This is a genomic window from Aeromonas sp. s7(2024) (assembly GCF_040907825.1).
GTDB lineage: Bacteria > Pseudomonadota > Gammaproteobacteria > Enterobacterales > Aeromonadaceae > Aeromonas > Aeromonas veronii.
The window spans coordinates 138,971-160,510 of the sequence record NZ_JBFOCM010000023.1 but is presented as its reverse complement, the minus strand read 5'-3'; the positions used below and the strand labels follow the sequence as shown (position 1 = coordinate 160,510).

Annotated in this window: 16 protein-coding genes; 12 read left to right on the top strand and 4 right to left on the bottom strand. The window is 58.3% G+C overall.

The window, feature by feature from the left end:
- Positions 1-601 precede the first annotated feature (601 nt).
- Together AB5Y73_RS10455 and ubiG are read right to left on the bottom strand one after the other, a co-directional pair.
- Positions 602-1,297 carry an HAD family hydrolase gene (locus tag AB5Y73_RS10455; protein ID WP_107683003.1) on the bottom strand — a complete coding sequence of 232 codons (696 nt, stop codon included), beginning with the start codon at positions 1,295-1,297 and terminating at the stop codon, positions 602-604.
- Complete coding sequence (ubiG, locus tag AB5Y73_RS10450) at positions 1,297-2,013, bottom strand: bifunctional 2-polyprenyl-6-hydroxyphenol methylase/3-demethylubiquinol 3-O-methyltransferase UbiG (protein WP_021230071.1); 717 nt, start codon at positions 2,011-2,013, stop codon at positions 1,297-1,299. The genes AB5Y73_RS10455 and ubiG overlap by 1 nt, the downstream gene beginning before the upstream one ends.
- 198 nt (positions 2,014-2,211) lie before the next feature.
- Between ubiG and gyrA the strand changes: the two genes are divergently transcribed.
- Positions 2,212-4,959: a DNA topoisomerase (ATP-hydrolyzing) subunit A gene (gene gyrA, locus AB5Y73_RS10445; RefSeq protein ID WP_047434960.1), complete on the top strand. Its 2,748-nt coding sequence runs from the start codon at positions 2,212-2,214 to the stop codon at positions 4,957-4,959.
- Between the two features lie 107 nt (positions 4,960-5,066).
- Here gyrA and AB5Y73_RS10440 read toward each other — a convergent pair whose 3' ends face one another.
- Positions 5,067-6,464 (bottom strand): alpha-amylase family protein, encoded by a 1,398-nt coding sequence (locus tag AB5Y73_RS10440; protein ID WP_279499628.1) that lies wholly within the window; start codon positions 6,462-6,464, stop codon positions 5,067-5,069.
- A 262-nt stretch (positions 6,465-6,726) separates the two neighbouring features.
- Here AB5Y73_RS10440 and AB5Y73_RS10435 point away from each other — a divergent pair, with 262 nt between their 5' ends.
- Positions 6,727-6,882 carry a hypothetical protein gene (locus AB5Y73_RS10435; RefSeq protein WP_181294868.1) on the top strand — a complete coding sequence of 52 codons (156 nt, stop codon included), beginning with the start codon at positions 6,727-6,729 and terminating at the stop codon, positions 6,880-6,882.
- 171 nt (positions 6,883-7,053) lie between these two features.
- On the opposite strand, the gene AB5Y73_RS10430 is transcribed toward AB5Y73_RS10435, so the two are convergent.
- Positions 7,054-8,109 (bottom strand): PA0069 family radical SAM protein, encoded by a 1,056-nt coding sequence (locus AB5Y73_RS10430; protein WP_107683001.1) that lies wholly within the window; start codon positions 8,107-8,109, stop codon positions 7,054-7,056.
- A gap of 173 nt (positions 8,110-8,282) precedes the next feature.
- Here AB5Y73_RS10430 and AB5Y73_RS10425 point away from each other — a divergent pair, with 173 nt between their 5' ends.
- From AB5Y73_RS10425 to AB5Y73_RS10380, 10 genes are all read left to right on the top strand, one after another.
- Entirely contained in the window at positions 8,283-8,870 is a 588-nt protein-coding gene (locus tag AB5Y73_RS10425; RefSeq protein ID WP_181294867.1) for a tetratricopeptide repeat protein, read from the top strand.
- Positions 8,871-9,103: 233 nt separating this feature from the next.
- Complete coding sequence (gene thrS / locus AB5Y73_RS10420) at positions 9,104-11,032, top strand: threonine--tRNA ligase (RefSeq protein ID WP_064336042.1); 1,929 nt, start codon at positions 9,104-9,106, stop codon at positions 11,030-11,032.
- Between the two features lie 21 nt (positions 11,033-11,053).
- A complete protein-coding gene (infC, locus tag AB5Y73_RS10415) occupies positions 11,054-11,584 on the top strand; it encodes a translation initiation factor IF-3 (RefSeq protein WP_196783562.1) in 531 nt (176 codons plus the stop codon).
- 86 nt (positions 11,585-11,670) lie between these two features.
- The gene (gene rpmI / locus AB5Y73_RS10410; protein WP_005336688.1) at positions 11,671-11,868 is read left to right on the top strand and encodes a 50S ribosomal protein L35; all 198 of its coding nucleotides are present in this window, start codon (positions 11,671-11,673) and stop codon (positions 11,866-11,868) included.
- Positions 11,869-11,883: 15 nt separating this feature from the next.
- Positions 11,884-12,240 (top strand): 50S ribosomal protein L20, encoded by a 357-nt coding sequence (gene rplT, locus AB5Y73_RS10405; RefSeq protein WP_005336687.1) that lies wholly within the window; start codon positions 11,884-11,886, stop codon positions 12,238-12,240.
- Positions 12,241-12,620: 380 nt separating this feature from the next.
- On the top strand, positions 12,621-13,604 hold the full coding sequence (pheS, locus tag AB5Y73_RS10400; RefSeq protein WP_005351972.1) for a phenylalanine--tRNA ligase subunit alpha: 984 nt from the start codon (positions 12,621-12,623) through the stop codon (positions 13,602-13,604).
- A 12-nt stretch (positions 13,605-13,616) separates the two neighbouring features.
- A complete protein-coding gene (pheT, locus tag AB5Y73_RS10395; protein WP_107682999.1) occupies positions 13,617-16,004 on the top strand; it encodes a phenylalanine--tRNA ligase subunit beta in 2,388 nt (795 codons plus the stop codon).
- Positions 16,005-16,007: 3 nt separating this feature from the next.
- Entirely contained in the window at positions 16,008-16,304 is a 297-nt protein-coding gene (gene ihfA / locus AB5Y73_RS10390) for an integration host factor subunit alpha (protein WP_005300715.1), read from the top strand.
- A gap of 15 nt (positions 16,305-16,319) precedes the next feature.
- Positions 16,320-20,309, top strand: a complete 3,990-nt coding sequence (locus AB5Y73_RS10385) for a transporter substrate-binding domain-containing protein (protein WP_181497320.1) — start codon at positions 16,320-16,322, stop codon at positions 20,307-20,309.
- Positions 20,296-21,540, top strand: coding sequence for a response regulator (locus AB5Y73_RS10380; RefSeq protein ID WP_107682997.1), 1,245 nt, complete (start codon positions 20,296-20,298; stop codon positions 21,538-21,540). The genes AB5Y73_RS10385 and AB5Y73_RS10380 overlap by 14 nt, the downstream gene beginning before the upstream one ends.

Genomic DNA, 21,540 nt, shown 5'->3' with positions numbered 1-21,540 from the left:
TCCCGAAAAACCATCGCACAATGGTGCCACCCTGGCCCCGGCGGTGTGCGGGGGTTGGGTAGAGATTGTGCGATGAATCACAAGATGTAGTGTTATTTTAAGTTCGAGCTACAAGATAGTGAGGTCAGCCCGCCATTGCAATGTGTGGATAAGTGACGAGCTGTGGATAAATTGTGAGTCTTGCCCCATCAGTTAGTGACCGCTCACAGTGAGCGGGTTTTCATTCGTCCGCTCCGCTAAATGCAAGTCTCCCGATCGAAGATGGAAAATTTAAATAACTTTTTTTGCTTGCGAAACGGGGGGCTTTTTACTAGCAAACGGCGGCTGATTATCCCTTATGCAACAAGGGTCAAAAGCTGTCCAGTTGTCGCAGCCGCGGGCTCAGCGTGGCAAGGGCTTTGCATCAGATGACGGTGGTTTGTGGCCGCTTTGTGACGGCTGCGAGCTTGTCAAATGGGTATCCAACAGGCAGAAAGCTGCCTTTATTATCCATGAATAGAGGCGTGATGGTGGCGCAGGACGCGGGAGCGTAAAGGAAGAGATGCAAGGGGCGAAGAGTCTCTTCGCCCCGTTATCGCATATCTGCCGGTAAGGCTGCGCGTTACGCTTTGGCCGTCAACTCATAGCGCAGCCAGTGGTGCAGGGCTTGCACGGTATCAAAGTGCAGGTCGGCGCCCCACTGGGCGGGATCTTCCTCATCATTGAGATAGCCCCAGCCAGCGACGGCCGTACGCATGCCAGCATTGCGGCCCGCTTCGATGTCCCGCACATGATCCCCCACATAGAGGCAGTGAGCCGCCTCGACCCCCAGCTTCTCACAGGCAAAGAACATGGGGGCGGGGTCGGGCTTGCGTACCGGCAGGGTATCGGCACTGACCGTCACGCCGCAACTGGCAAGCTCTGGCAGGGCTGCCAGCAGCGGTTTGGTGAGAAAGCCCGGCTTGTTGGTGACGATGCCCCAGGGGAGCTGTTTCTCGTCGAGCCACTCGATTAGATCCACCATTCCCTCATAGGGGCGGGTACCGACGCAGAGATTGGCCGCGTAGTAGTCGAGTAGGGCATTGCGCAGGCGCGTGGCCCCCAGCTCTTCGAGCAGTTCATCGCCGAGGCCCGCTTTCAGCAGCCCGAGCGCTCCGTGGGAGGTGGTCTGACGAATAATGTCGTCAGAGAGCGGCGCAAAGCCTTCGCTGATCAGTACATGGTTGACGGCGGCCCCCAGATCCGGGGCGGTGTCGAGCAGGGTGCCGTCCAGATCGAACAGCACACCGCGCAGGGGCAGAGGGTGAGAGGCACTCATCAACCGTGCTCCGGGCGGACAAACTCCACCATATAGTTGACGTCGACATTTTTGCCGAGCTTGAACTGGTTGGTGAGGGGGGTGTAGTGGACGCCGCTCATATCCCGCACCAGCAGGCCAGCTGCTTCCCCCATGCGACACAGTTCGGCCGGGGTGATGAATTTTTTGTGATCGTGGGTACCCTTGGGCACCATCTTCATCAGGTATTCGGCCCCGATGATCATCATCAGATAGGATTTGGGGTTGCGGTTGATGGTGGAGACAAACACCCGGCCGCCCGGGCGTACCAGAGTCGCGATGGCGCGCAACACAGAGGCGGGGTCCGGCACATGCTCCAGCATCTCCATGCAGGTGACCACGTCATACTGGCCCGGCACTTCGGCGGCATGGGCTTCGGCGGTGATCTGGCGATATTCGAGCTCAACACCCTGCTCAAGGGCGTGCAGGCGGGCGACGCCGAGGGGTTCCTTGCCCATGTCGATGCCGGTGACCTTGGCGCCACGGCGGGCCATGCTCTCGGAGAGGATGCCGCCACCACATCCGATATCGAGAATGCGCTTGCCAAACAGGCCGCCACTTTTGTCGGTGATCCAGTCAAGGCGTACCGGATTGATTTGATGCAGGGGTTTGAATTCACCCTCCATGTCCCACCAGCGGGAGGCGATGGCTTCAAACTTGGCGATTTCTGTCAGATCGACATTGGCATCACTGTTCATTTTTCGAAGATCCTGTGGCAGGGCGCCCGCTTCTGAGTCATGGGCGCAATCTATTGTCCTGGCGGGCATTATAACGGACGGACTTTGTCACACCAGCCCGATCTGATACCCGATTTGTGGCTTAAGGTATTTGGCTCAGTGTGTTACCATGTCGCGCTGTTTAAGCCAAAGAACAACTAATTAGGGATAAGGCTTTCTATGAGCGATCTGGCCAGAGAGATCACGCCGGTCAACATCGAAGAAGAGCTCAAGAGTTCCTATCTTGATTACGCCATGAGCGTGATCGTAGGACGAGCTCTGCCGGATGTGCGTGATGGCTTGAAACCGGTTCACCGCCGCGTTCTGTTTGCTATGAACGAGTTGGGGAACGACTGGAACAAGCCCTATAAAAAATCGGCCCGTGTGGTCGGTGACGTAATCGGTAAATATCACCCGCACGGCGATATCGCTGTGTATGACACCATTGTCCGGATGGCGCAGGATTTCTCCATGCGTTACATGCTGGTCGATGGTCAGGGCAACTTCGGTTCAGTCGACGGCGACAGCGCCGCGGCCATGCGTTACACCGAAGTGCGGATGGCCCGCATCTCCCACGAGCTGCTGGCTGATCTGGACAAAGAGACCGTGGACTGGGTGCCGAACTATGACGGCACCGAGATGATCCCGGCTGTCATGCCTACCAAGGTTCCCAACCTGCTGGTCAACGGCTCCTCCGGTATCGCGGTGGGCATGGCGACCAACATTCCGCCTCACAACCTCACCGAGATTGTCAATGGCTGCCTGGCGCTGATCGAAAACGGTGACCTCACCATTGACGAGCTGATGACCTACATCACCGGCCCGGATTTCCCCACCGGCGGCATTATCAACGGTCGTTCCGGCATCGTGCAGGCGTACCGTACCGGTCGTGGCTCCATCTATGTGCGGGCCAAAGCTGAAGTGGAAGTGGACGAGAAGACCAGTCGCGAGACCATCATCGTTCACGAGATCCCCTATCAGGTGAACAAGGCTCGACTGATCGAGAAGATCGCCGAGCTGGTCAAAGAGAAGAAGATCGAGGGCATCAGTGCCCTGCGCGATGAGTCTGACAAAGACGGCATGCGCATCGTTATCGAGATCAAGCGCGGTGAGTCCGGCGAGATTGTGCTGAACAATCTCTACAAGCACACCCAGATGCAGACCACATTCGGCATCAACATGGTGGCGCTCGATAACAACCAGCCCAAGGTGATGAACCTTAAAGAGATCCTGGATGCGTTCCTGCTGCACCGCCGTGAAGTGGTGACTCGCCGGACCGTGTTCGAATTGCGCAAGGCGCGGGATCGGGCGCACATTTTGGAAGGTCTGGCGGTTGCGCTGGCCAACATCGATCCCATCATCGAGCTGATCCGCCACAGCGCGACCCCGGCCGACGCGAAAGCGGGCCTGGTTGCCAAGGGCTGGGAACTCGGCAACGTGGCCGCCATGCTGGAAAAAGCGGGCGACGACGCGGCACGGCCAGAGTGGCTGGAGCCCGAGTTCGGTATCCGTGAAGGTCAATACTTCCTGACCGAACAGCAAGCCCAGGCCATCCTTGACCTGCGTCTGCACAAGCTGACCGGCCTCGAGCACGAGAAGATCCTGGAAGAGTACCAATCTCTGCTGGATCTGATCGCCGAGCTGCTGCACATCCTGGCGAGCCCGGCTCGTCTGATGGAAGTGATCCGCGATGAACTGCTGGCTGTGCGCGAGCAGTATGGCGACGAGCGTCGCACCGAGATCAGCATGTCCAGTGCCGAGATCAACATCGAAGATCTGATCACCCCGGAAGATGTGGTGGTTACCCTGTCTCACCAGGGCTATGTGAAGTATCAGCCGCTCTCCGACTACGAGGCCCAGCGCCGCGGCGGTCGTGGCAAGTCGGCCACCCGGATCAAGGAAGAGGACTTTGTGGAGCGTCTGCTGGTGGCCAACACCCACGACACCATTCTGTGCTTCTCCACCCGTGGCAAGGTCTACTGGCTCAAGGTTTACCAGCTGCCGGAAGCGTCCCGTGGCGCCCGTGGTCGTCCGATCATCAACCTGCTGCCGCTGGAAGAGGGTGAGCGTATCACCGCTATCTTGCCGGTGAAGGAATATGACGCCGAGAAGTATGTGTTCTTCGCCACCGCCAACGGTACCGTGAAGAAGACCAGCCTCTCCGACTTCAGCCGTCCGCTCTCCTCCGGTATTCGTGCCATCAACCTCAAAGAGGGTGATGAGCTGATCGGGGTGGATATCACCGATGGCAGCAACGAGATCATGCTCTTCTCCGACGCGGGCAAAGTCGTTCGCTTCGCGGAAGGCAGCGGTCGCACTGATGCCGATGTCAGCGATGACGTTGAAACCGACGACGATGCCGGCAACGACGATGATGGCAGCGACAACGGCGAAGGCACCGAAAGCAAGGGTACCTTCAAGGGTGTGCGTCCCATGGGTCGTACCGCAGCCGGTGTCCGTGGCATCAAGCTGGGCGCCGGTGACAAGGTGGTTTCCCTCATCGTTCCGCGCGGCGAAGGTGCCATCCTCACCGCCACCGAGAACGGTTACGGCAAGCGGACTGCGTTGGCCGAATACCCGACCAAGAGCCGTGGTACCCAGGGCGTTATCTCCATCAAGGTGGATGAGCGTAATGGCAAGGTGATCGATGCGATCCAGGTCGAAGATACCGACCAGATCATGCTGATCACCAACGGCGGTACTCTGGTGCGTACCCGTGTTGCCGAGGTGAGTGTCATTGGCCGTAACACCGGCGGTGTCCGTCTGATCCGTACCGGTGAAGACGAGACCGTGGTTGGCCTGCAGCGCATCGCCGAGAGCGACGAAGACGAGAACGACGCTCTGGCCGTTGACGGTGAGGTATCTGAAGGTACCGATACCGCGACCGGCACTGATGCGGTCGATGCTGGGGAAGCGGGCGACGAGTAATCGTCACCAGTTACCCGAGCAACGTCTCTGAGCAAAAAGAGCGACCCTGGTGGTCGCTCTTTTTATTTGTCTGCTTTTTATGACTTTACGCTGCTCTTACGGCTGGATCACTCCTGCAGCCACATTCTGGCGCTGCGCGCAGGAATGGCGACCCGTACCCACTGGCTCTGCACGTTGACTACGGCCCCTTGGTCGAGCACGTCCCGATAGTTGCGATACCAGTTCATCTCGAACCTGGCGGTATCGAGCCAGTACTCCTGCTCATAGTCGCACTTGTTGATGCCGACCAGCCCCTGTTTGCCACGTTTGAACAGCACGAAGCAGTCGCCACTGCCGACCAGCTGCATGGGTTGACCCTGCACCGCATTGTGGAAGCGGATCATCCCCTTGAGATCGGCGCGCTGGTAGTAATCCTGCCAGCGCAGTCCATCCTTGGCCTGGGTCTCGCCGTGATCGGAGTAGATCAGCGGCGAGCCACCATCGCGGCCGAGCAGGTAGGCATAGGCCAGCTTCTCGTCAGTCTGGCTTAAGATCTGATAGCGGAAGCCGTCGTTGGTGGGGATGTCGTGGGTCACGGCAAAGGTGACGGCGCGACTGCCCGGTAGTGCCTGACCGTAGGCGCCCGGATCCGCCAGCAGGTTCATGCTGCCACCGTAACTGAAGGCGCCGCGCAGGGAGGCAAACAACGGAAAGTCATAGGCTCCCTGGCCGCTGCTGTCGAGGTAGGGTTTGAGGAAGCGCTCGTAATCGGTGCTGCCTGCCCCCCCAGTGGTGATCACCTCGCCAAACACGTGCATCCCCTGTTTGATCTCGGGGGTGAACACAGCATTGATCTGGTAATCGCTCATGTGTTTGACCGCATCGACCCGAAAACCCTTGATCCCCATCCCCTTGAGTGCTTTGAGGTAGGCCTGTTGCTGACTCACTACCCAGTTGTTGGGATCCAGATCCGCCAGCCCCTTGTCACTGGCGCCACCACAGAGTCGCCAATACTGGACATGACCCGGATCGCTCCAGTCGCTGATGCACCCTTCGGGATGAAAATCCTGACCGGAGAGGAAGTTTTGCCCCAGATCGCCAAACAGTTTCTGGCGCTCGAAATAGGCCGGGTTGCTGGCGTAGCTTTGCAGCAGCTCGTTGCCGGGATAGCTGAGGTCCTGGCGTTTCCAGCTTTCGTTGGCCATGTGGTTGAGCACCACATCGGCGTAGACGGCGATGCCCCGCGCCTTCATGGCGGCGATCAGCTGCTCGAGATCCTGCTTGTTGCCAAGAGGGGAGTCGACAAGACGCAGATCCTGCGGCTGGTAACGAGCCCACCACTCGTTGCCTGATGACTTGAGAGGCGGCGAGATGAGTACCTGTTTGTAACCGGCCGACTTGATAAGGTCGGCTTTGGCGGTCACTTCACTGTACTTCCAGTTGAAGGCGTGAAGTATGACGTCGGCGTGCGCCAAGGGGGCGATCAGCATGCCTGCGATCGCCCATATTCCCGCTGTGTGTTTCATTATTGTGTCCCTGTTTTTATTGATGCCTGAATGGGCAAGCCAGCTTTGGCGGGAACAGAGTGAGCTGCAATCCACAACCTGCAGATTTGTGACCGCTTTCAGGATGATTTCGCCGAATATGTGAACTGTTTCGGCTTTTCCTCGCCACCGCCAGTTGCCTTTTTACAAGTGATTTTTTTGTCATTTCCCTGTCATTCCCAGTCGCTATCCTGCCGGGCGAGTGGTGCGTTGTTGCCATCACCTTCACCGTCAGGAGCTGCATATGACCAGTTGGATCACGTGGGAAATTTGGTGGAGCCGGGTATGGGGCGAATCAGAGGTGCCGCAGTATGAAGAGGATGAGCACGAAGTGGCTCATGAACCCTCGCGACTACCGGTTGAAATGGTGCAGCAGGGGCGGGATCTGCGCGCAGGCTAAGGCGTTAGCCCTCTCTTTACCGGGTAGCGCTTTCTTGTGGCGACATGGCTACTTCGTTGGAAAATTCTGAAAAGCGGGGTTTCCACAGGATGTGTCGCAGCAGGTCTTCCTCTCAACCTCTTGGCAGGCAAGGGTTGTGCATCTGATGTATGCAGGACGTAAAAGGGGGGATTAGAAGAGCGACAGCTGCTCCCCGGGGCGGATAAACCCATCCAGCCTGAGCTGAATATGGCGTTTGCCCAGATCAAGGCGCTTGCTGATGAGGCGAAAGCGCTGGGCCAGCAGATCGGCAAAATGCCCCTCACCGCGCATGCGGGTGCCGAAGGCGGTACTGTTGAGCCCGCCACCGCGGCTGGCTCGCAACTGATTCAAAATAGCCTCCTTCTGGCCCGGATAGTGGGTATCGAGCCAGTCCCCAAATAGCGGCGCCAGCTCGTGGGGCAGGCGCAGCAGGATGTAATCGGCGCAACTGGCGCCAGCCTCGGCGGCCGATTTGATGATCTGCTCCAGCTCCGGTTCATTGAGCCGCGGGATCATGGGGGCGGCCAGTACCCCCACCTGCACGCCAGCGTTGGCCAGCTTCTCGATCACTTTCAAGCGGCCTGCACCTGTGCTGGCGCGGGGCTCCAGCTGTCGGCGCAGGGTTTCGTTCAAGGTCGTCACCGACACCATCACCTGACACAGTCCCTCTCTGGCCAGCTCGGTCAACAGATCGAGGTCGCGCAAGATCATGGCGCTCTTGGTAATGAGCCCGACCGGGTGGCGGTGGGCCAGCATCACTTCCAGCAACTGCCGGGTGAGGCGATAGCGCAGCTCGATGGGTTGATAGGGGTCGGTATTGGCGCCAATGAAGATGGTCTGTGGCTGATAGGCCGGTTTGGCAAACTCCCGGCGCAGCAGGTCGGCTGCATTGCGTTTGGCAAACAGCTTGCTCTCGAAATCGAGGCCGGGGGAGAGCTCCAGATAGGCATGGCTGGGTCTGGCATAGCAGTAGATGCAGCCGTGTTCGCACCCCTGATAGGGGTTGATGGAGCGACCAAAGGGGACATCCGGCGAGCTGTTGTAGCTGATGATGCTGCGTGCATCGATCTCCCGCACCTCGGTGCCAGGCACAGAGGGGGTGAAGGCGGCATCCCAATCGGACGATTGCCAGCCATCATCGACCGCTTCGACAAGGGGGCCGCTAAAACGGTGATCGATATTGTGGGGGCTGCCTCGTCCTGCCATGGTGCGCACCAGTACTGTTTATATATACAGTTATTTTGCAGGAGCCCCGGATAAATGACAACTACTGCTGATAGACCGGGTGCAAAAAGGGTTGTCGCAGGGATCTCTTGCTTGATCGCGGCGTTACATTTCGTTTACATAGACGAAATGAGAACTGGATCACGGAAATCATCATGAGCCCCACCACTTCCCGCTGGCTGTTTATCTGTCTGCTTGCCCTCGTTATCTGGCGTCTGCTTCCGCTCTCCAACGAGCAGGAGATGGCTGCCGCCAACCGTGCCTGGCGTACCGGTCACTTCGATGAGGCGACCCGGATCTGGTCGCCACTGGCGGCGCAGGGGCAACCCCGGGCGCAAGCCTTGATGGGCTGGAGTCATGAAGTGGGGCAGGGGAGCGAGCAGGATATGAACCAGGCCATCATGCTCTATCGTCAGTCGGCGCAAGCGGGCGATCCCTTTGGCCAGTACCGGTTGGCGGATGCCTATTTGCGGGGGGCGGGGGTGACGCGGGATCTGCGCCAAGCCTTTCACTGGATGGATCAGGCTGCCCGCAATGGTGATGTCCCAGCCATGCTGAAAGTCGGCGTCCTTCATCTGATGGGGGTCAGCGGCAGGGTCGATCTGCCTCAGGCGAAACAGTGGCTCTATCAGGCGGCACAAAAGGGCAACAAGCTGGCGCTTCAGGTGCTTCAAGAGCTGGCGCTGGCCGAGGAGGGGAGCAGTGACTTTGACTTCAACTGGCAATCCCTGCTTGGTGAATAGTCGGCAGGCGACTCATTTGACTGTAGAAAATATCTGCAAATCCGATACAGCACGCCCAACTTCTGGTAGCATGGAGCCGTTTTGGCTTGGTTTGTCACGTTAGACACGCTGTTTGCGTGTCAGGCCGTCTTCGCAAAGTGCTGTGGAGAACCAGAACATCACCTTATTTGAATCTCTTTTCCATCCCGCATGTGACCTTTGGTAGGGGTCACCACTGTATAAGGAAACACATAATGCCAATCATTACTCTGCCTGACGGCAGCCAACGTCAATTTGCCCACTCTGTTTCCGTCATGGATGTGGCTGCGGACATCGGTCCCGGTCTCGCCAAGGCGTGCATTGCCGGTCGGGTAAACGGTGAACTGGTGGATGCGTGCGAGCTGATCGAAGCCGATGCCTCGCTGGCCATCATCACCGCCAAAGACGAAGAAGGTCTGGACATCCTGCGCCACTCCTGCGCCCACTTGCTGGGTCATGCTATCAAGCAACTCTGGCCCCAGACCAAGATGGCCATCGGTCCTGTCATCGACAACGGCTTCTACTATGACGTTGATCTTGACCGTACCCTGACCGATGAAGATCTGGCTGCCCTGGAAGAGCGCATGCTGGCGCTGGTAGCCAAGGATTACGACGTCATCAAGAAGAAAGTCTCCTGGCAAGAAGCGCGCGATGTATTCGAGGCGCGCGGCGAGTCATACAAAGTCGAAATCCTAGATCAGAACATTGCCCGTGATGACCAGCCAGGTCTCTATCATCACGAAGAGTACATCGACATGTGTCGCGGCCCGCACGTGCCCAACATGCGTCACTGCCACCACTTCAAGTTGCTGAAGATGTCCGGCGCCTACTGGCGCGGCGATTCCAACAACAAGATGCTGCAGCGTATCTACGGTACCGCCTGGGCTGACAAGAAGCAGCTCAAGGCCTATCTGCAGCGCCTGGAAGAGGCCGCCAAGCGCGACCACCGCAAGATCGGCAAGCAGCTCGACCTGTATCACATGCAGGAAGAAGCACCCGGTATGGTGTTCTGGCACAACGATGGCTGGACCATCTTCCGTGAGCTGGAAACCTTTATCCGCGGCAAGCTCAAAGAGTACGACTATCAGGAAGTGAAAGGTCCGTTCATGATGGACCGCGTCCTGTGGGAGCGTTCAGGTCACTGGGAGAAGTATGCCCAGGCCATGTTCACCACCCAGTCTGAAAACCGCGAGTACGCCATCAAGCCGATGAACTGCCCGGGTCACGTCCAGATCTTCAACCAGGGTCTGAAGTCCTACCGCGATCTGCCGCTGCGTATGGCCGAGTTTGGTTCCTGCCACCGCAACGAGCCGTCCGGTTCCCTGCACGGTCTGATGCGGGTGCGCGGCTTCACTCAGGATGACGCTCACATCTTCTGTACCGAAGAGCAGATCATGGAAGAGGTCTCCGGCTGTATTCGTATGGTCTATGACGTTTACGGTACCTTTGGCTTCGAGAACATCGTGGTCAAGCTCTCCACTCGTCCCGAGCAGCGTATCGGCTCCGACGAGATGTGGGATCGTGCCGAGAAAGCCCTGGCCGAAGCGCTGGAACTCAACGGTCTGAAGTACGATCTGCAGCCGGGTGAAGGGGCGTTCTACGGTCCCAAAATTGAATTTACCCTGCACGATTGCCTTGATCGTGCGTGGCAATGTGGTACCGTGCAGCTCGACTTTGCCCTGCCTGGTCGTCTGGGTGCCACTTATGTGGGCGAAAATAACGATCGCCACGTACCCGTGATGATCCACCGGGCCATCCTGGGTTCTATCGAGCGCTTCATCGGTATCCTGACTGAAGAGTACGCCGGTCTGTTCCCGACCTGGTTGGCACCGACTCAGGCTGTGGTCATGAATATCACGGACAATCAGGCCGATTATGCGGTGAAAGTAGCCAAAGCATTGAATGATGCGGGCCTTCGCGCAAAAGCGGACTTGAGAAATGAGAAGATTGGCTTTAAAATCCGCGAGCATACTTTGAAGCGAGTACCTTTCATGCTGGTCTGCGGCGATAAAGAAGTTGAAGCCGGTAAGATTGCAGTACGGACTCGTAAAGGGGCTGACCTGGGCACTTATCCTGTTGAAGAGTTTATCGCTCTGTTGACCCAGGAAGTTCAGACCCGCGGACAAAAGAAAGTGGAGGAATAAGCTATAAAAGGCGGAAAAAAACTGGGCAAGCAACCGCAAGCCCGCGCTCACCGGATCAATGAAGAGATCCGTCTGAAAGAAGTTCGTCTGACTGGTCTGGATGGTGAAGCCATTGGCATCACCTCCATTCAGGATGCTCTGAACTTGGCCGCAGAGGCCGGAGTTGATCTGGTAGAGATCAGTCCAAATGCTGAGCCGCCCGTTTGCCGGATCATGGATTACGGCAAATTCCTCTACGAAAAGAGCAAAACAACCAAAGAACAGAAGAAAAAGCAGAAAGTCGTCCAGGTCAAGGAAATCAAATTCCGTCCTGGCACTGACGAAGGCGACTATCAGGTAAAACTACGCAACCTGGTTCGCTTTCTGGAAGACGGGGACAAGGCTAAGGTCACCCTGCGCTTCCGTGGTCGTGAAATGGCCCACCAGGATCTTGGTATCAAGGTTCTGGAGCGCGTCAAGAACGATCTGGAAGAGTTGGCCGTAGTCGAGTCGTTCCCGAAAGTCGAAGGCCGTCAAGCTGTGATGGTTCTCGCACCTAAGAAGAAATCTTAAGGCCCACAAGAAATTGACTCATGGGGCAAGCCCCATAAGTCGGTTCGCCTTGCGATTTTGTTGTCACTCACAATGCGGAGTATGAAATGCCGAAGATGAAAACCAACCGGGGTGCTGCAAAGCGCTTCAAAAAGACTGGCTCGGGTCGCTTCAAGTGCAAGCACAACCACCTGCGTCACATCCTGACCAAGAAGAGCAGCAAGCGTAAGCGTCAGCTGGGACCGAAATTCATGGTTTCTGCTGCCGACCACAAACGTGTTGTCGCTTGTCTGCCGTACGCATAAGGGGGGATGTGAAAAATGCCAAGAGTTAAACGTGGTGTGACTGCTCGAGCTCGTCACAAGAAAGTAATGAAAGCCGCCAAAGGTTACTACGGCGCCCGTTCCCGTGTTTACCGCGTAGCGGTACAAGCGGTAACCAAAGCTGGTCAGTATGCCTACCGTGACCGTCGCCAGAAAAAGCGTCAGTTCCGTCAGCTGTGGATTGCGCGTATCAACGCTGCAGCCCGTCAGAACGGTCTGTCCTACAGCCGTCTGATCAACGGTCTGAAGAAGGCTTCTATCGAGATCGATCGCAAGATCCTGTCCGATATCGCCGTTCACGACAAAATGGCTTTCACCGCCCTGGTTGAAAAAGCTAAAGCAGCTCTGGTTTAATCCAGTTCTGTTATAAACGCTAAAAGGAGGCTCAGGCCTCCTTTTTTGCGTTTGTCATTCACGGTTTCACATTACTTTTCCCTTTCTCCCATCCATATTCTGTCCACTGTTTTACACGCGCTACAGTTTTCTCCACACAAGGCGATATGTGCGAGATGACCTGTTCTACAAATGGGTTTATATGCCAACAAACTACGTGTTTGTTCTAGTATTTCAGAAGTGGCGGTGAACAGATGAGACTCGCTTGATATAACAAAATGATTTGTAGGGAGAAAAGCCCACCTTAGCTATGGTCAGCGAAGGGGCTTTTTTTGTATTATTCCCCTCTTGACCTTATTTAGCCTAAAGGCTCCTGTACCGGGAGTGGTGACGAGGAAGACATGCAACAGCTTGAAGAAGTAGTCGGCCAAGCCAGAGCCGAAATAGAGGGCGTGAGCGATATCGCGACCCTCGACGAAATCCGGGTCAAATATCTGGGTAAAAAGGGCTTTTTTACCGAGCAGATGAAGGGCCTGGGTGCCTTGTCTGCCGAAGAGCGTCCCGCCGCGGGCGCTGTGATCAACCAGGCAAAACAACAGGTTCAGGATGCGCTGAACGAGCGTCGTGAAGCGCTCGAAGTTGCCGTGCTGAACCAGAAGCTGGCAGCCGAGACCATCGACGTCAGCCTGCCGGGTCGCCGCATCGAGAATGGCGGTCTGCATCCTGTAACCCGCACCATCGAGCGCATCGAGCGCCTGTTTGGCGAGATGGGCTTCAAGGTTGCCCGTGGCCCCGAGATTGAAGATGGCTTCCACAACTTCGATGCGCTGAACATTCCGGCTCATCACCCGGCGCGTACCGATCACGATACCTTTTACTTCAATCCTGACCTGATGCTGCGTACCCACACCTCCGGTGTGCAGATCCGCACCATGCAGCAGCAACAGCCGCCGATCCGCATCATTGCACCGGGCCGCGTCTATCGTAACGACTACGACATGACCCACACCCCGATGTTCCATCAGGTTGAAGGTCTGCTGGTTGACGAGCATGCCAGCTTTACCGAGCTGAAGGGCATTCTGCACGACTTCCTGCGCAACTACTTCGAGGAAGACCTGACCATTCGCTTCCGTCCTTCCTATTTCCCGTTCACCGAGCCGAGCGCTGAAGTGGACGTGATGGGCAAGAACGGCAAGTGGCTGGAAGTGCTGGGCTGCGGCATGGTGCACCCGAATGTACTGCGTTCGGTCGGCATCGATCCGGAAAAATACTCCGGCTTTGCCTTCGGCATGGGCGTTGAGCGCCTGACCATGCTGCGTTACGGGGTCAACGACCTGCGTGCCTTCTTCGAAAACGACCTGCGCTTCCTCAAGCAGTTCAAGTAAGGGCGAGAGAACATGAAATTCAGTAAATCCTGGGTGATGGAGTGGGTCCGCACCGAGTTGAGTGACAATGCGCTGGCCGAGCAGATCACCATGGCCGGTCTGGAAGTGGACGCCGTGGAAACGGTGGCTGGCCAGTTCAACAATGTGGTCGTGGGTGAAGTGGTCGAGTGCGCCCAGCATCCTGACGCCGACAAGCTGCGGGTGACCAAAGTCAACGTGGGTGAAGCCGAGCTGCTGGACATCGTCTGCGGCGCGCCGAACTGCCGCCAGGGCCTGAAAGTGTGTGTGGCCAAAGTAGGGGCGACCCTGCCTGGTGATTTCACCATCAAGAAAGCCAAACTGCGTGGCCAACCGTCCCACGGCATGCTCTGCTCTTTCTGCGAGCTGGGTATCGACGTTGAAGCCGATGGCATCATCGAGCTGCCGGCCGATGCTCCCATTGGTACCGATATTCGTGACTACCTCAATCTGAACGACGTCTCCATCGACGTGGATCTGACTCCGAACCGTGCCGATTGCCTCGGTATCGCCGGTCTGGCCCGCGAAATCGGCGTGCTCAACAGCGTGGACGTGGTCGAGCCGATCTGGGCACCAGCTGTTGCCACCATTGATGCAACTTTCCCGATCCGGGTTGAAGCAACCGCCGATTGCCCCCGTTATCTGGGGCGCGTTATCAAGGGGCTGAACCTGCAGGCCCAGAGCCCGCTCTGGATGCAAGAGAAGCTGCGCCGTGGCGGCATTCGCTCCATCGACGCCATCGTCGACATCACCAACTACCTGCTGCTGGAATACGGTCAGCCGATGCACGCCTTCGATCTGGCTACCCTGGAAGGGGAACTGGTGGTACGTCGCGCCCACGCTGACGAGCCGATGACCCTGCTCGACGGCAACGAAGTGAAGCTCAAAGAGACCACCCTGGTGATTGCCGATGCCAAAGGTCCTGCCTGCATGGCCGGTATCTTCGGTGGCAACCGCACCGGTGTATCCGAGACCACTACCGACATCCTGCTGGAGTGCGCCTTCTTTGCGCCGCTCTCCATCACTGGCCGTGCTCGTGCTTACGGTCTGCACACCGACTCCTCCCACCGCTTCGAGCGCGGGGTGGATCCGCAGCTGCAAGCCAAGGTGATGGACCGTGCAACTCGCCTGCTGCTGGACATCTGCGGCGGCGAAGCGGGTCCGGTCATCGAGGTCAAATCCGATGCCCATCTGCCGAAAGCGGCACCCATCAAGCTGCGTCGCAGCAAGCTCGACAAGGTGATCGGTATCAGCGTGGCTGACGCTCAGGTGGTCGAGATCCTCACCCGCCTTGGCATGCAGGTGACTGTGGATGCTGACGGTTGGACTGCGCTGGCACCCTCCTGGCGTTTCGATATCGCCATCGAGGAAGACCTCATCGAGGAAGTGGCCCGCATCTACGGCTACAACAACATCCCGAACCTGAAACCGGCTGCCTCTCTGGCGATGGTTGAGCAGGCAGAAGGGCAGGTGACCTTGAAGCGCGTACGCGACCTGCTGGTGGACCGCGGTTTCCAGGAAGCGATCACCTACAGCTTCGTCGATCCCAAGACCCAGCAAACCCTGTTCCCGCAGAGCGATGCCATCGTACTGCCGAGCCCGATCTCGGTCGAGATGTCCGCCATGCGCGTCTCTCTGTTTCCGGGTCTGGTGCAGGCCGTTGTTTACAACCAGAACCGTCAGCAACCGCGTGTGCGTCTGTTTGAACAGGGTCTGCGTTTCATCAAGGATGAAAGCGCCGAGAACGGCATCCGTCAGGAGCCGATGCTGGCCGGTATCATCACTGGCAACCAGAGCGACGAGCACTGGGATATCAAAACCCGCGCAGCCGACTTCTTTGATTTGAAAGGGGATCTGGAAGCGGTGCTGGACTTGACCGCCGAAGGGGCCACCTTTACCTTCGAGCGCACCGAGCACAGCGCCCTGCACCCGGGCCAGAGCGCAGCCATCCTGCGCAATGGCGAGATCATCGGCCACATCGGCGTGATCCACCCGAGCCTCGAGAAGAAGCTGGGCCTCAAGAGCCGCGCGGTGATGTTTGAGCTGGAGCTGGACAAGCTGACCCCGGCCAAGGTGCCTGTGGCAGCCGAAGTTTCCAAGTTCCCGGCGAACCGTCGCGACATCGCCGTCGTGGTCGATCGTCAGGTTCTGGCAGGTGATGTGCTTGCGGTAATTAAAAAAGTTGGCGGAAATCAGGTAGTTGGAATAAACTTGTTTGACGTATACCAGGGTGCTGGTATGGCAGAGGACAAGAAGAGCCTGGCCATCAGTCTTGTATTGCAAGACACCCAGCGCACCCTGGAGGAGAAAGAGATTGCCGAGACCGTAGACAATGTCGTGCGGGCCCTTGGTGAAGAGTTGAATGCATCCTTGAGGGATTGATCTATGGCGCTTACCAAAGCCGACATTGCAGAGCACCTGTTCACCCAGCTCGGGATGAGCAAGCGTGAAGCCAAAGATATGGTGGAAGCCTTCTTTGAGGAAATCCGACAGGCGCTTGAGCGTGGTGAACAAGTCAAGATTTCAGGCTTCGGTAACTTTGACCTTCGTGAGAAGAATCAGCGTCCCGGACGCAACCCCAAGACGGGCGAGGATATTCCTATCAGCGCCCGCCGCGTGGTGACCTTCCGGCCTGGCCAGAAGCTCAAGGCCAGGGTAGAAAATGTTGAACCCAACGAGTGATAAAAAGCCAGGCAGATGCCTGGCTTTTGTTTTCAGATGACCAAATTCCCCGTTTTTCTTCTGGGTGCCGTACTGGCACTGCCATTGCACGCCAAGCCTTTGCAGACCACAGTGCTGCCGTTGGCGCCGGCGACCCAAGCTTATGTGAATTCACTGAGCCAGCTTTCGCTCTGCTATCCTGCGACGCTTCCTCCACCATACCTGATGGCCGAGGGGGGACTGCTCAAGGATCGTCTCGCCCGGTTGCAGGAGCTGTTCCCGATTCCGCTTGTGCTCAAAGAGCTGCCCGATTGGCAGACATTGCGCAACGGGCTCGCAGAGGGGGAATGCGACATCATTCCCTATGTCGGAACCCGCAAGAAGGCCGTGGAGGGCATGCGGTTAAGCCGTCCGATGATGGAGACCGATGCCGCCATCCTCTACAAGGGTGAAAATCTCAAACAGGCCCGCTTTCTGGTCTACTCGGTGGCAGACTCAGCCCGCCTGCTGCACGAGCTCTATCCTCAGGCGCGCATTATTTCCCTAAAAAGCGGAGAGAAGGTCTACGACGCGCTGCAGAGTGGCAAGGGTGATGCCTATCTGGGGGACTATCTGCAACTGCGCTATCTGATGCGCGAGTTTCCGGCCGATGGTTTGCGTCTGCGCCGCCTGTTTGGTGAGGATCGGATTATCAGCTATCGCCTGATGATGCGTGATCAGCCTGAGTTGGCCAATCTGGTGGACACCCTGATCCGTCATATGCCGGCCGGTACTATCTATACCGATCTGGCTCGCTATCTCGATCAGGGGTCGCTATATGTCAACCAGCCCCACTTCAGCGATACCGAGCAGGCCTGGTTATCCGGCCGCGGTCGCACCATTCGCCTGGTGGTCAATCCCGAGTTGATGCCCTATAGCGGCGTCAATGATCTGGGGGAGGCGAAAGGGTGGAGCGCGGATGTGCTGCGCTGGGTCACCCAGGAGACCGGCCTGAAATACAAGCTGGTGCCTGCCGCCAGCAAGGCGGAGGCCGTAGAAAAGCTGCGCCGTGGTGAGGCGGATATGATGGCCGGCTTGCCGGAATCCCCATCATTGACGGATCAGTTCATTTTCAGTCGGACGATCTCCACCAACCGGTTTGCCTTGATCAGCAAGCGCAAGCTGGCTGCCGATCGCATCACCCAACTCAAGCGGCAGCGTATTCTGGTGCCGGAATCCCTCTACGATCCCTCCTTGCTCGCCCAGCTCGGTGATCAGGAGTGGGTTCGCACCGACGGCCTCGAGCAGGGGCTGGCAGCGATCAAACAAGGCAAGGCTGACGCCATGCTGAGCGAGCTATATCAGCTGCAATATCCCCAGCGTACCAACTTGCTGGAAGGGCTCGATATCGAGGAGCTGGAAGATCGCTTCAGTCTTGGCTTTGCCATCAACAAGAGTCAGACCGAACTGGCCGGGGTGATGGATCGCAACCTGATGGCGCTGACCAGCACCCAGATTGACGAACTTAACCAGCGCTGGCGCCGCTTGCTCGTCGTGCAGCAGCCCGGCGTGAGCTACGCCGCCTGGTTTGGCTCCATTGCCATGGCACTGCTGATCAGCGGTATCGTCATCGGCGGGATCTGGCGGTCTCGTCAGCAACTGGCACGGGAAGTGGCCCAGCGTCACGCCGTCGAGAAGGCGCTGGCCATCGAGAGCGAACTGCGGGAAACCATGTTTCAGGCGTTGCCGGTGCCCGTCTATCTGCGCAACAGCCAGGGCAAGGTGATCAAATCCAATAAACAGGGGCGACGTCTGGCCCTGCGCTACTCGCAGCAGTTGATGCTGCCGCCGGTTCAGTCCCAAAAAAGTGAAGGAGAGCTGGTGCTGGGGGATCAGGTCTTCGCCTATGTCCAGCATCCGCTGCGACTGGACAAGCAAGCACCTGCCACCGATCTCATCGCCCTGTCGGATATCAGTGTGCTGCGTGAGCAGGCCCGTTTTTTGCGTCAGGCAGAGCGCCGCCTGCGCGCCCTGACCAATACCGTTCCCGGCGTGGTGCTGCAGTTTATGTTCGAGCGGGGACGGGTGGGGGGTATCGAGTTTATCAGCCGGGGCTGTTACGAGCTGCTGGGGCTGGCGAGTCAGCAGATCCGTCGTGAGCCCAAACGGGTGCTCACTATGCTGGAGCGCGAGGATCGCCGCCGGGTACGCCGTGAGATGTTCGCCATGTTGCAGGCTGGCAAACCCTTCGCATTCACCATGCGCTACCACCATCCGACCAAGGGTCTGCGCTGGTTGCAGCTCTATGGCCGTGGCCGCAGTCAACCGCAGGGTTGGCGAATTTATGCGGTGATGCAGGATGCCACTGCCCGTGTCGAGCAGGATCAAGCACTGCAGCACTCCCATGAGCAGGCGCAACAGGCAGTTCTTGCCAAGGGGCGCTTTTTGGCCGCCATCAGCCACGAGATCCGCACGCCGATGAACGCCATGCTCGGCTTGCTGGAGTGGCTGGCCAGCACTCCTTTGTCGAGAGAGCAGGATTCGGCGCTGGCGCGGGTGCGTCAGGCGGGGGATGAGCTGCTCGGCCTGCTCAACGATGTGCTCGACTTTAGCCGCAACGAAAACAGCAAACTCTCCCTCTCGCCCCAGCCCACCGATTTTGCCGAGTTGTGCGAGCACGTGGCGGCAGTGCACTGGACCAAGGCGCGGGCCAAGGGATTGCAACTGCGCCTTAAGTTGGACCCGGCTCTGCCAGCCCAGCAGACCCTCGACCCTCACCGGGTACGGCAAGTGCTCCACAACCTGCTCTCCAATGCCATCAAGTTCAGCCTGCGTGGGGAAGTGGTGCTGTGGGCCGAGGTGGTCGCATCAACCTTGCGCTTCGGTGTGGATGATCAGGGGCCGGGGATCACCGCCAAGATGCGCACCACGCTCTTTATGCCATTCGAGCAGTTTGCCGTTGAAGGGCAGCTGCGGGCGCCGGGCACAGGTCTTGGTCTGGCGATCTGCAAGCAGCTGGTCGAGCAGATGGGGGGTCTTATCGATGTCGAGGGGCGCGTCGGCGGTGGTAGCCGCTTCTATTGCGAGTTGCCCCTGAAGCGGGTGCAGCAGGAGCCGGACTGGCAGCCCAATGTGCGGCAGCTGGCGCTCTCTTTACCCCACGATGAGGCGCAAGCACTGTCGCCCTGGCTCAGTCGATTGGGGATCGCCACCGTCAGCAACGCCGTTGATACGCTGCAAGCGGAGGTGGACGAGAAGGAGCTCTACTATTGGGCCTGGCAAGGGGAGTCCTGGGTGCCCGGGACCATCATCACCCTGCTGCAGCCACGGTTGACCCCGGATCAACCTGTCGCCGGCACCCAGCCAGGGCTTGGCATGCGGGTACTGCTGGTTGAAGATCACGATGTCAATCGCGAGCTGATCAGCCTGCAACTAGGCCAACTTGGTGCCAGCGTTATCACTGCCGCCAACGGGCAGCTGGCGCTGGAGATGCTGGCGCAGCAGGAGGTGGATTTTGTGCTGACCGATCTGCAGATGCCGGTGATGAACGGGGCCGAGCTGTGCAGGCAGTTGCGCCAATCCGCCCGTTGGGCCCGTCTGCCGGTCTATGTGATCACCGCAGATCTCAGTGATCAGGCGGCAAGGGAGCTGCAATCCTGCGGTTGCGATGGCCATCTGGACAAGCCGGTCGCTCTCAAGGAGCTGGCGACCTTGCTGCGCCATATTGCCAAAGAGGGGAGCAATGCTGTCGTCCCGACACCGGTTGCCTCGCTGCTGACCGATGAACTGGCCGCCCTTTATCTGAAGGCTACCCGTGATGATTTGGCCGAACTTGAGCGCTGCAGCACAGAAGAAGATGAAGTTGGCGTGAATGCTGCTTTACACAAGTTGAAGGGGGCCGCCAGAATGGTAGGGGCGACTGCGTTGGTGGCGGTCATTGAAGAGTGGCAACAGGCGCCCCATCCGATGCTGCAAGCCAGATTGAACCGGGCACTGGATGAGTTCAGCCAGCAGTTTTCAAAGAGGGCTCAAGATGATCATCACTGATGAAGAATTACTGGCGTTGCTCGATTCGGAAGAGCATGAGGCGGCAGGATTTTGCCCCATTGTGCTCTATGCCCTCGACAGCACCGTCCATGAGTTGGCCAGCACCATGACATTGCCCTCCTATGTCACGCTGCACCGTACCCGACCGGATGCCTGCTGGCAGTGGGAAGGGTTGTTTGCGGCCGGTGCCATTGCCCTTTACGACCCCGCCGCTCATCAGCAGGCGGACTACTTCCCCCAGTTGCAGCAGCATGAGGGGATCTACGCTATCGGCGAGGATTGGCTGGGGGGGCTTGCCGCCAGTTACCATAACTGGTGCAACTGGCTGGCCGCTAACAAGGTGCTGCTGCTCGAGGATCACCCGTTTCAGGGGATGCAATTGCAACAGACCATCGCCGGGTTGGGGCTCTCCTGTCAGTGGGTACAGGATGAATCGGCCTGCCTTGCGGCATTGTCGGCGGGCGACATCAGCCTGCTGGTGTGCGATCTCAGTCTGGTGGAGCAAGATGCCATCAGTCTGTTGATGAACCAGCCCCAGTTGCAGGAGGTCGGGCTGCCCATTGTGCTGCTTTCGGCCCATGAGCAGACGCTGATCGACGGTGCCCGCCGCCTGCTGCACGATGCCGGTTTCAATATTCTGGCTGCACTGGCAAAGCCGCTTGATTGCGACGAGCTGCTCAGGTTGCTGCGTCGACTCTATCTGGGCCCGCTGCGTCAACAGCGCTTGAGCGGCCAACGCCGCACCATCCGCCGGTGGCAGGGGGAGGTGCAGGGTCAGCTAGGGCTGCTCTCCAGTCCCGCGACCCCTCATCCGGTCTGGCTGGCGGTGACAGGCTTGCCCAGCCGCTGGGAGGCGCTCAAGGATTGGCTGACGGAGCAGTCGCGTACCCCAGCCGAACTGACCCTGCTGATCCACCGTCGTGACCACCTGCTCGGCAATGCCGATCGCTTCGCGCTGGTGCTGCAAGCCAGTCTGGCGGGGAGCAAGCTGGCGCTGCTGCTCGATAACAGCCAGCATCTGCCATTCGATCTGCTGGAGCGTTTGCCGCTGCAAGCCTTGCTGCTGGGGCAGGGGATCTTGCCGGAGATGGAGTCCTTGACCGGTGACTCCCTGCTGGGACGCTTTATGGCCCGGGTTCGGGAGCTGGGGATCGCCGTCTATCTGGATGATCCTTACAACCTGCTCGACGTCGAGGTGTGGCGAGAGCGCGGTATGACGGGGCGCTGGTAA